Below are 9,460 nucleotides of genomic sequence, written 5' to 3'. Positions count from 1 at the left end.
ATTATGCGGTATTAGCTACCGTTTCCAGTAGTTATCCCCCTCCATCGGGCAGTTTCCCAGACATTACTCACCCGTCCGCCACTCGTCACCCGAGAGCAAGCTCTCTGTGCTACCGTTCGACTTGCATGTGTTAGGCCTGCCGCCAGCGTTCAATCTGAGCCATGATCAAACTCTTCAATTTAAGTTTGATGCTCGTAGAATTAAACTTCGTAATGAATTACGTGTTCACTCTTTGAGACTTGGTATTCATTTTTCGTCCGAGGACGTTAAGAATCCATGTCACTTTGAGTGCCCACACAGATTGTCTGATAAATTGTTAAAGAGCAGTGCAACGCGGCTTTCGCTCACCGTTGCGAGGTGGCGTATATTACGCTTTCCTCTTTCAGAGTCAACCCCGTTTTTCAGGATTTTTTCTCTTCAACCAACCGGCTGTTTGTGTGAAGTGATTCACATCTGCCGTGTCAGTGGGAGCGCATTATAGGGAGTTATTTGGCGGTGACAAGCGGTAAAATGCATTTTTATTTCAACCGCTCATCTTTTATACACAACGCCTATTTCTGCCGCTTTTTAATCGCATCCGGCAGGTCTGCCAGGCTGTTTAGCACCCAATCGGCAGCACTTTCCGCTTCTGGAGTGACGGGTTTACCGGTGCGTACCAATACTTTCGTGCCAACTTCCGCCGCTAAGGCCGCCTGCATATCTTCAATTTTATCGCCCACCATATATGACGCCGCCATATCAATGTGCAGGTAGTCGCGCGCCGAGATGAGCATTCCCGGATGCGGTTTACGGCAGTCGCAGGTCTGGCGAAACTCTTCAACGGTTCCCTGCGGATGGTGAGGACAATAATAGATGCCATCCAGGTCAACGCCGCGATCGGCCAGCGACCAGTCCATCCACTCCGTCAGCGTTTCAAACTGCTCTTCAGTAAACTTGCCGCGGGCGATACCGGACTGGTTGGTCACCAGCACCAGCGCATAGCCCATCTCCTTTAATTGACGCATCGCGTCAATGACGCCATCGATAAATTCAAAATTGTCGATTTCATGGACGTATCCGTGATCGACATTAATCGTGCCATCACGGTCAAGAAAAATTGCGGGTACTGACATTGCCACCGGTTTGCTCCTGATAAAGGCTAATTCGCCTAGTATCGCATGTTTCCGGACGCAAGAAAGTGCTCATTATACAGAGTCAGATTGATTTAGACGTCTGGATGCCTTAACATCCATTTCATTGACAGGCATCGCCTGGACACGGCAGAAGAAAATGCCACGGCAAACGGCTAAATGATAATAAATAACTGATGATTAAACTTTCGAATATCACCAAAGTGTTCCAGCAGGGGAACCGCAGCATACAGGCGCTGAACGATGTCAGCCTGCATGTTCCTGCCGGACAAATTTATGGCGTCATCGGCGCTTCCGGCGCGGGTAAAAGTACGTTAATCCGCTGCGTAAACCTGCTTGAACGTCCAACGCAGGGCAGCGTCCAGGTCGACGGCCAGGAGCTGACGGCGCTTTCAGAAAAAGAGCTGACTCGCGCTCGCCGCCAGATTGGTATGATTTTCCAGCACTTTAACCTGCTTGCCTCACGTACCGTGTTCGGTAACGTGGCGTTGCCTCTGGAGCTCGACAATACCTCTAAAGATGAAATCAAGCGTCGGGTGACCGAGCTGCTGGATCTCGTCGGTCTGGGAGATAAACACGATAGCTATCCGGCGAATCTCTCCGGCGGGCAAAAGCAGCGCGTGGCCATCGCCCGTGCGCTGGCGAGCAATCCAAAAGTCCTGCTCTGCGACGAAGCCACCAGCGCGCTGGACCCGGCCACTACGCGTTCGATTCTGGAACTGCTGAAGGATATCAACCGTCGCCTGGGCCTGACGATTTTGCTGATTACCCACGAAATGGATGTCGTTAAACGCATCTGTGATTGCGTTGCCGTTATCAGCAACGGCCAGCTTATTGAGCAGGATACGGTGAGCGAGGTGTTCTCTCATCCCAAAACGCCTCTGGCGCAGCAGTTTATCCAGTCAACGCTGCACCTTGATATCCCGGATGATTATCAGGCCCGCCTTAAACCTGAGGCTCTTGCCGATAGCGTGCCTATGCTGCGCATGGAGTTTACCGGTCATTCCGTAGATGCCCCGCTGCTTTCGGAGACTGCCCGTCGTTTTAATGTGAATAACAACATTATTAGCGCGCAGATGGATTACGCGGGCGGCGTCAAGTTCGGCATCATGCTGACCGAGATGCACGGCTCGCAGGAAGATACCCAGGCCGCGATCGCCTGGTTGCAGGAACATCATGTAAAAGTAGAGGTACTGGGATATGTCTGAACCAATGATCTGGCTGCTGGTTCGCGGCGTATGGGAAACGCTGGCCATGACGTTTGTCTCCGGCTTCTTCGGTTTTGTTCTTGGCCTGCCGGTCGGCGTGCTGCTGTACGTCACCCGTCCCGGGCAAATTGTCGCTAATGCGAAGCTCTACCGCACGCTTTCGGCGGTGGTGAACATTTTCCGTTCGATTCCTTTTATTATCCTGCTGGTGTGGATGATCCCATTCACTCGCGTGATTGTTGGCACGTCGATTGGCCTGCAGGCTGCCATTGTCCCGCTGACGGTTGGCGCCGCGCCGTTTATCGCCCGCATGGTGGAAAACGCCCTGCTGGAGATCCCAACCGGCCTTATCGAAGCATCCCGCGCGATGGGCGCAACGCCGATGCAGATCGTGCGTAAGGTTCTTCTGCCGGAAGCGCTTCCGGGTCTGGTGAATGCGGCAACGATTACCCTTATCACGCTGGTTGGCTATTCCGCCATGGGCGGTGCCGTCGGTGCCGGCGGCCTGGGACAGATTGGCTATCAGTACGGTTATATCGGCTACAATGCAACGGTAATGAATACCGTGCTGGTGTTGCTGGTTATTCTGGTTTATTTAATTCAATTCTCTGGCGATCGTATCGTCCGGGCTGTGACTCACAAATAACATCACACACAATACAGAATCTTACAGGAAGGAAATAACATGGCCTTTAATTTCAAAACCTTTGCGGCAGTCGGCGCGTTAATCGGTTCTTTGGCGCTGGTGGGTTGCGGTCAGGACGAAAAGGATCCAAACCACATCAAAGTCGGCGTGATCGTCGGCGCGGAACAGCAGGTTGCTGAGGTTGCGCAGAAAGTAGCAAAAGATAAATACGGCCTCGATGTTGAACTGGTTACCTTCAACGATTACGTGCTGCCTAACGAAGCGCTGAGCAAAGGCGATATTGACGTTAATGCCTTCCAGCATAAACCGTATCTGGACCAGCAGATTAAAGACCGCGGCTACAAGCTGGTTTCCGTCGGCAACTCGTTTGTCTATCCCATTGCCGGTTACTCGAAAAAAATCAAATCGCTGGATGAGCTGCAGCCGGGCTCGCAGGTCGCCATTCCTAACGATCCAACCAACCTTGGCCGATCTCTGCTGCTGCTGCAGCAGGTTGGTCTGATCAAACTGAAAGAAGGCGTTGGTCTGCTGCCAACCTCACTGGATATTATTGAAAACCCGAAAAACCTGAAAATTGTTGAGCTGGAAGCCCCGCAGCTGCCGCGCTCTCTGGATGATGCGCAGATCGCACTGGCGGTTATTAATACCACCTACGCCAGCCAGATTGGCCTGACCCCGGCAAAAGACGGTATTTTTGTCGAAGGTAAAGAGTCTCCGTACGTGAACCTGATTGTCGCTCGCGAAGACAACAAAGATGCGGAAAATGTTAAGAAATTTGTTCAGGCTTACCAGAGTGACGAAGTTTACGAAGCAGCCAACAAAATCTTTAACGGCGGCGCGGTGAAAGGCTGGTAATCTATTCTCAGCGTAATATCATTCAGGACGGGCTTATGCCCGTCTTGTCATTTATGCAAGCACCTGATTCAATAGCGCCCTGTTTTATTATTTATTGAGGAAATACTATGCGTGCTTTACCGGTCTGTTTGTTAGCACTCATGTTAAGCGGTTGTTCCATGCTAAGCAGATCGCCAGTCGAACCTGTGCAAAGTACGGTCACTCAGCCAGCCAAATCGGAACCGGCCAAACCGAAAGCGACGCGCCCGGCCCCGGTAAGAATCTATACCGATGCAACAGAGTTGGTGGGTAAACCTTTCCGCGAACTGGGTGAAGTCACCGGTGAATCATGTCAGGCCTCTAATCAAGACTCTCCGCCCAATATCCCGACGGCTCGCAAGCGTATGCAGATTAATGCGGCAAGAATGAAAGCCAACGCTGTGCTGCTGCACCGCTGCGAAGTGACCAGCGGAACCCCGGGCTGCTACCGCCAGGCCGTTTGCCTGGGATCAGCGCTTAACGTTACGGCGCAATGAGTGCTTTTCAGTTTGCGCAGATAGGCGTTATTCGCTCGCCCTATAAAGAAAAATTTGCCGTTCCCCGCCAGCCCGGGCTGGTTAAAAACGGCGGCGGCGAATTACACCTCTTGCCTCCCTATAACCAGGCCGATGCCGTACGCGGCCTGGAAAATTTCAGCCATCTGTGGGTCCTGTTTGTGTTTCATCAGACCATGGAAGGCGGCTGGCGTCCTACCGTCCGCCCTCCCCGCCTCGGCGGTAACGCGCGAATGGGCGTATTCGCTACCCGTTCGACCTTTCGTCCTAATCCAATCGGTATGTCTCTGGTCGAGCTAAAAGGTATTCGCTGCCAGAAAGAACACGTCGTGCTTGAGTTAGGCAGCCTGGACCTGGTAGATGGAACGCCGGTCGTGGATATCAAACCTTACCTGCCCTTTGCCGAAGCACTGCCGGATGCCAGCGCAAGCTATGCTCAGGAGGCTCCAGGGGCGGAAGTAGCGGTGAGTTTCACGCCGGATACAGAAGCGCAAATTTTAACGCTGGAGCGACGCTATCCTCGTCTTAAGTCGTTTATTAGCGAAGTTCTGGCGCAGGATCCGCGACCGGCATACCGCAAAGAAGAGGAGCCGGGAAAAACCTACGCCGTCTGGCTGCTGGATTTTAACGTGCGCTGGCGGGTGATTTCGTCCGGTTTTGAAGTCTTTTCTCTCGAAGCACGCTAATTTTATTCTCCTCTCTTTTGGCATCTTTGCCACACTGGTAAACTAAACCACTTTTTTGTGTCAGGCTGGCTTCCAGCCTGTATCGATCGTCCAAATGGAACCGTAACAACATGCGTACTAGCCAATACCTGCTCTCCACTCTGAAGGAGACACCTGCCGACGCCGAGGTTATCAGCCATCAGCTGATGCTGCGCGCCGGGATGATCCGCAAGCTGGCCTCTGGGTTATATACCTGGCTGCCGACCGGCGTGCGCGTCCTGAAAAAAGTCGAAAACATCGTGCGTGAAGAGATGAACAACGCTGGTGCAATCGAGGTGTTAATGCCGGTAGTTCAGCCCTCTGAGCTGTGGCAAGAGAGTGGTCGTTGGGAACAGTACGGCCCGGAACTGCTGCGTATTGCTGACCGTGGCGAACGTCCGTTCGTACTCGGCCCGACTCATGAAGAAGTCATCACCGACCTGATTCGTAATGAGCTGAGCTCTTACAAACAGCTGCCGCTGAACTTCTATCAGATCCAGACCAAATTCCGTGACGAAGTTCGCCCGCGTTTCGGCGTAATGCGTTCCCGTGAATTCCTGATGAAAGATGCTTACTCTTTCCATACCTCTCAGGAATCGCTGCAGGAGACCTACGACGCGATGTACGCCGCGTACAGCAAAATCTTCAGCCGTATGGGGCTGGATTTCCGCGCGGTACAGGCTGACACCGGTTCTATCGGCGGCAGCGCATCTCACGAATTCCAGGTACTGGCGCAGAGCGGTGAAGATGACGTCATTTTCTCTGACTCTTCTGACTACGCGGCCAATATTGAGTTCGCCGAAGCCGTTGCGCCGAAAGAGCCGCGCGCGGCCGCCACGCAGGAAATGACCCTGGTCGATACGCCTGACGCTAAAACCATCGCCGAGCTGGTCGAGCAGTTCAATTTGCCGATTGAAAAAACCGTGAAAACCCTGCTTGTAAAAGCAGTAGAAGACAGTGAGTATTCGCTGATAGCCCTGCTGGTTCGCGGCGATCATGAACTGAACGAAGTCAAAGCGGAAAAACTGCCGCAGGTCGCCAGCCCGCTGACCTTCGCAACCGAAGAAGAGATTCGCGCGCTGGTGAAAGCGGGTCCCGGTTCTCTTGGCCCGGTTAATATGCCTGTTCCGGTGATTATTGACCGTACCGTTGCCGCCATGAGCGATTTCGCCGCGGGCGCGAACATTGACGGTAAACACTACTTCGGCATCAACTGGGATCGCGACGTCGCCACTCCTGAAGTGGCAGATATCCGTAACGTAGTGGCCGGTGACCCGAGCCCGGACGGTAAAGGCACGCTGTTGATTAAACGCGGTATCGAAGTGGGCCACATCTTCCAGCTGGGTACCAAGTACTCTGAAGCGATGAAAGCCTCCGTACAGGGCGAAGATGGCCGTAATCAGATCCTGACTATGGGCTGCTACGGTATCGGGGTGACTCGCGTGGTGGCGGCAGCCATTGAGCAGAACTTTGACGAGCGCGGGATCTTGTGGCCGGAAGCTATCGCCCCGTTCCAGGTTGCGATTCTGCCGATGAACATGCACAAATCCTATCGCGTGCAGGAGCTGGCTGAGAAGCTGTATGCTGAGCTAACCGCGCTGGGCATCGAAGTGCTGATGGATGACCGTAAAGAGCGTCCGGGCGTGATGTTCGCCGATATGGAGCTTATCGGAATTCCGCATACTATCGTGCTGGGCGACCGTAACCTCGACAACGACGATATTGAATATAAATATCGCCGCAGCGGCGAGAAACAGCTGATTAAAACCGGCGATATCGTGAATTACCTGGTACAACAAATTAAAGGTTAACGCCAAAAGAGGCTCTGGTTTCAGAGCCTCTTTTTTACAAGGATTGTAATCATGGCTAAACGACGGGCTAATCATGTCCTGCTTTTTCCCGTATCGTTCTTACTTTCTGCCTGCACGGTAGACGTCAGCCGGTCCGTGCCTTCCGCTTCCACTATTAAGCAACCATCGCAGCAATGGGCGATTAAGCTTCAGCGCCAGAGCTCGGTGGCTAATAACACGCTGACTGAAATTAACGCACAAGATCTGCTCCCCGGCGATCTCCTTTTCTCTTCCAGCTTTGGCGTGACGTCCCTGGGGATTCGTGCTCTTAGCACATCCTCCGTTAGCCATGTCGCTATCTATATCGGTGATAACCAGGTTGCAGAGGCAACCGGTGCTGGGGTGCAGGTTGTGCCTCTCCGGCAAGCGATGCAGCACAGCGATAAGCTGTTTGCCCTAAGAGCGCCTGACCTCACGCCGCAACAGGCCGCTGGCATTAAAAATTTCGCCTATAAAAACAGAAACAGCGCCTATAACTATCGCGGCATTATTGAATTTGTGCCCTTTATGGTCACCAAACAGCTATGCACCCTGAATCCCTTCTCAAAAGATTTCCGCCAGCAGTGCGTGAACGGTCTGGCCAAGGCCCAGCTGAGCGATGCAGCATCCGGGGACAAAAAAATGTGGTTTTGTTCGGAGTTTGTCAGCGATGCCTTCGCGAAGGCCGGACACCCGCTGACCCTGGCTCAACCGGGCTGGATTAGCCCATCAGACTTGCTTCATATGCGTGAGGGGGATGTGGCAAACTTTAAGCCCGAAACACAATTGCAGTATATCGGGCATCTTAAATTGGGAATTTATATCAAGACAAGCCGCCTCGTAGGACTCAATTAATTAACGAGAATTGCAGTCTTCTTTTTGATAAAACTTGCCGGGTGAATCCACCGCCAGAACTTTAACCGGCGCTCCCGAATCCGGATTCGCTTCCAGCGTAAAGTGCCCCTCAACCACCAGCAGCACCGGTCGAGTATCCGTACCGCGCGCAGCGGCATAATCACGCTCGAGCTGAGCATTATTGGCGACAGCCACTCGCTTGCCGGTCGCGCAATCGGTAAAGGTCGCCGCATCCGCCATATAGAAGTACATTCCGCGCATCGCCATTGGCGTGATGGGCAGACTGGCTTTGACTGATTCAAGCGTATAGTTCAGCGTCGACTCGATGGGGTTACCGTCGCGATCGAGCATTTCCAGCTTATCGCCCTTCGCCCGATAATAAGACTTCTCGCCTTTGCTGTCGGTCAGCACCAGCTTATCAGCCGTGCGCGCCCAGGTACCATATGAAGCAAAAGAGGAAGGTTCGCGGCTAACGCCCTGATATCGTTCATTCATCACCCAGGTGCCGTCTTTCTCAAGAAAGAGCGAGGTTTCAATCCCTTCGCAGTCGGCGCACGGCAGCACGCCGCGCCAGCTCTGCTGCATCGGTTTTAGCTCTTCCATCGGCGCCGGCTGTAACGTTTCCATTTCCGTACGATGGTTACAGCCGAACAGGGCAAAGAGCGAACAGGCCGCCACGACTGAAAATACGATTTTCTTCACTGTAAATTCCTTATCATCCATTCCACCGGTTCGCCATATTCTTACTGGCGAACCTTTCCACGCAGCGCTTTAACTGAGGATTTTTGCGCCTTTGAAGCCAGTCGGCGCTCTTTCGAGGCCCTGGTTGGTCGCGTCTCCCGGCGGCTCTTCTGCACGGCGGTTAATTCTTGTATTAGGGCAACCAGACGCGCAATTGCCGCTTCACGATTCATTTCCTGGCTGCGATATTCCTGAGCCTTAATGATAACCACACCCTCGGCAGAAATTAAGTGGTGGCTGGCGGTAAGCAGACGTTCCTTATAATAGTCAGGCAGGCTCGAGGCTTTAATATCAAAGCGCAAATGAATAGCCGTTGAGGACTTATTCACGTGCTGACCGCCCGCGCCCTGCGCGCGTATGCCGGAAAGTGAAATCTCGTCCTCCGCAATCGCGACGCTGCGGCTAATCGTAATCATGCGGGTGTTTGCCAGGCCGTTAAATGAATTTCCAGATTATTCTTAGCGTCAGATAACCAGATAGCGCCGTCCTGGATGGTCGCCTGCAGCGACATGGTCCGATCGGCAAAAGCGCTGAGCTGCGCCAGCTGAGTATCATCCAAATACCACACCGACAGCTTCGAAAACTGAGCCATTTTGTTCTGGTTTTGCTGCCACCAGATTTCTGCCGCCCGACTATTATAGGCGAACAGCGCCACCTGCTGGGCCCGCGAGCAGGCTTTTTTAATTCGCCGCTCGTCCGGTAGCCCTAGTTCAATCCACAGATCCACGCCCAGATGATCGTTAAGCAGCCAGAGTTCCGCTTCATCGTCGGAAGATAAACCGCGGGTAAACTGCAGACGCTCGTCGGCGTATTTAATCCACGCCAGCAGGCGCAGCATCATGCGCTCCTGGGTTTCTGACGGATGCTGGGCAAGCGTCAAACTGGCATCCAGAAACTGGTTACGGTCCAGGTCGGCTACGTTCACCGTCGCTTTATAAATCGTCGCTTTCAGCGCCATG

The 9,460-nt window shown here is 53.2% G+C and carries 11 protein-coding genes and 1 rRNA gene; 7 read left to right on the top strand and 5 right to left on the bottom strand.

The genetic code is table 11. From position 1 onward, the window contains the following. A 16S ribosomal RNA gene (locus KO1_RS19480) occupies window positions 1-181 on the bottom strand; the annotation flags it as partial. A 370-nt stretch (window positions 182-551) separates the two neighbouring features. Continuing rightward, on the bottom strand, window positions 552-1,118 hold the full coding sequence (gene gmhB, locus KO1_RS19475) for a D-glycero-beta-D-manno-heptose 1,7-bisphosphate 7-phosphatase (RefSeq protein ID WP_004107881.1): 567 nt from the start codon (window positions 1,116-1,118) through the stop codon (window positions 552-554). Window positions 1,119-1,306: 188 nt separating this feature from the next. Here gmhB and metN point away from each other — a divergent pair, with 188 nt between their 5' ends. The 7 genes from metN (at window position 1,307) to KO1_RS19440 (ending at window position 7,760) form a co-directional block, all read left to right on the top strand. Next, on the top strand, window positions 1,307-2,338 hold the full coding sequence (gene metN / locus KO1_RS19470; RefSeq protein WP_004107883.1) for a methionine ABC transporter ATP-binding protein MetN: 1,032 nt from the start codon (window positions 1,307-1,309) through the stop codon (window positions 2,336-2,338). Then, window positions 2,331-2,984 carry a methionine ABC transporter permease MetI gene (locus tag KO1_RS19465; RefSeq protein WP_004098792.1) on the top strand — a complete coding sequence of 218 codons (654 nt, stop codon included), beginning with the start codon at window positions 2,331-2,333 and terminating at the stop codon, window positions 2,982-2,984. The genes metN and KO1_RS19465 overlap by 8 nt, the downstream gene beginning before the upstream one ends. Window positions 2,985-3,023: 39 nt before the next feature. Continuing rightward, window positions 3,024-3,839, top strand: coding sequence for a methionine ABC transporter substrate-binding lipoprotein MetQ (metQ, locus tag KO1_RS19460; RefSeq protein WP_004107886.1), 816 nt, complete (start codon window positions 3,024-3,026; stop codon window positions 3,837-3,839). Between the two features lie 107 nt (window positions 3,840-3,946). After that, entirely contained in the window at window positions 3,947-4,354 is a 408-nt protein-coding gene (gene rcsF / locus KO1_RS19455) for an envelope stress sensor lipoprotein RcsF (RefSeq protein WP_004107888.1), read from the top strand. After that, entirely contained in the window at window positions 4,351-5,058 is a 708-nt protein-coding gene (gene tsaA, locus KO1_RS19450; RefSeq protein ID WP_004107890.1) for a tRNA (N6-threonylcarbamoyladenosine(37)-N6)-methyltransferase TrmO, read from the top strand. The genes rcsF and tsaA overlap by 4 nt, the downstream gene beginning before the upstream one ends. 110 nt (window positions 5,059-5,168) lie before the next feature. After that, complete coding sequence (gene proS, locus KO1_RS19445; protein WP_004110731.1) at window positions 5,169-6,887, top strand: proline--tRNA ligase; 1,719 nt, start codon at window positions 5,169-5,171, stop codon at window positions 6,885-6,887. A 51-nt stretch (window positions 6,888-6,938) separates the two neighbouring features. Next, window positions 6,939-7,760 (top strand): YaeF family permuted papain-like enzyme, encoded by an 822-nt coding sequence (locus KO1_RS19440; RefSeq protein ID WP_024273751.1) that lies wholly within the window; start codon window positions 6,939-6,941, stop codon window positions 7,758-7,760. Here KO1_RS19440 and nlpE read toward each other — a convergent pair whose 3' ends face one another. From nlpE to KO1_RS19425, 3 genes are read right to left on the bottom strand one after another with little or no spacing between them, the layout of a single operon-like run. Further along, window positions 7,761-8,483, bottom strand: a complete 723-nt coding sequence (gene nlpE / locus KO1_RS19435) for an envelope stress response activation lipoprotein NlpE (RefSeq protein ID WP_016807408.1) — start codon at window positions 8,481-8,483, stop codon at window positions 7,761-7,763. It lies immediately after the preceding gene. Between the two features lie 20 nt (window positions 8,484-8,503). Next, window positions 8,504-8,917 (bottom strand): alternative ribosome rescue aminoacyl-tRNA hydrolase ArfB, encoded by a 414-nt coding sequence (gene arfB / locus KO1_RS19430; protein ID WP_004107898.1) that lies wholly within the window; start codon window positions 8,915-8,917, stop codon window positions 8,504-8,506. Further along, window positions 8,914-9,459 carry a YaeQ family protein gene (locus tag KO1_RS19425; RefSeq protein ID WP_004107900.1) on the bottom strand — a complete coding sequence of 182 codons (546 nt, stop codon included), beginning with the start codon at window positions 9,457-9,459 and terminating at the stop codon, window positions 8,914-8,916. The genes arfB and KO1_RS19425 overlap by 4 nt, the downstream gene beginning before the upstream one ends. Between the last annotated feature and the right edge of the window lies 1 nt (window position 9,460).

It is taken from the genome of Klebsiella oxytoca NBRC 105695 (assembly GCF_001598695.1).
In the GTDB taxonomy this organism is placed as follows: domain Bacteria; phylum Pseudomonadota; class Gammaproteobacteria; order Enterobacterales; family Enterobacteriaceae; genus Klebsiella; species Klebsiella oxytoca.
The sequence above is the reverse complement of the archived record's forward strand: the minus strand, read 5'-3'. Positions and strand labels throughout refer to the sequence as shown.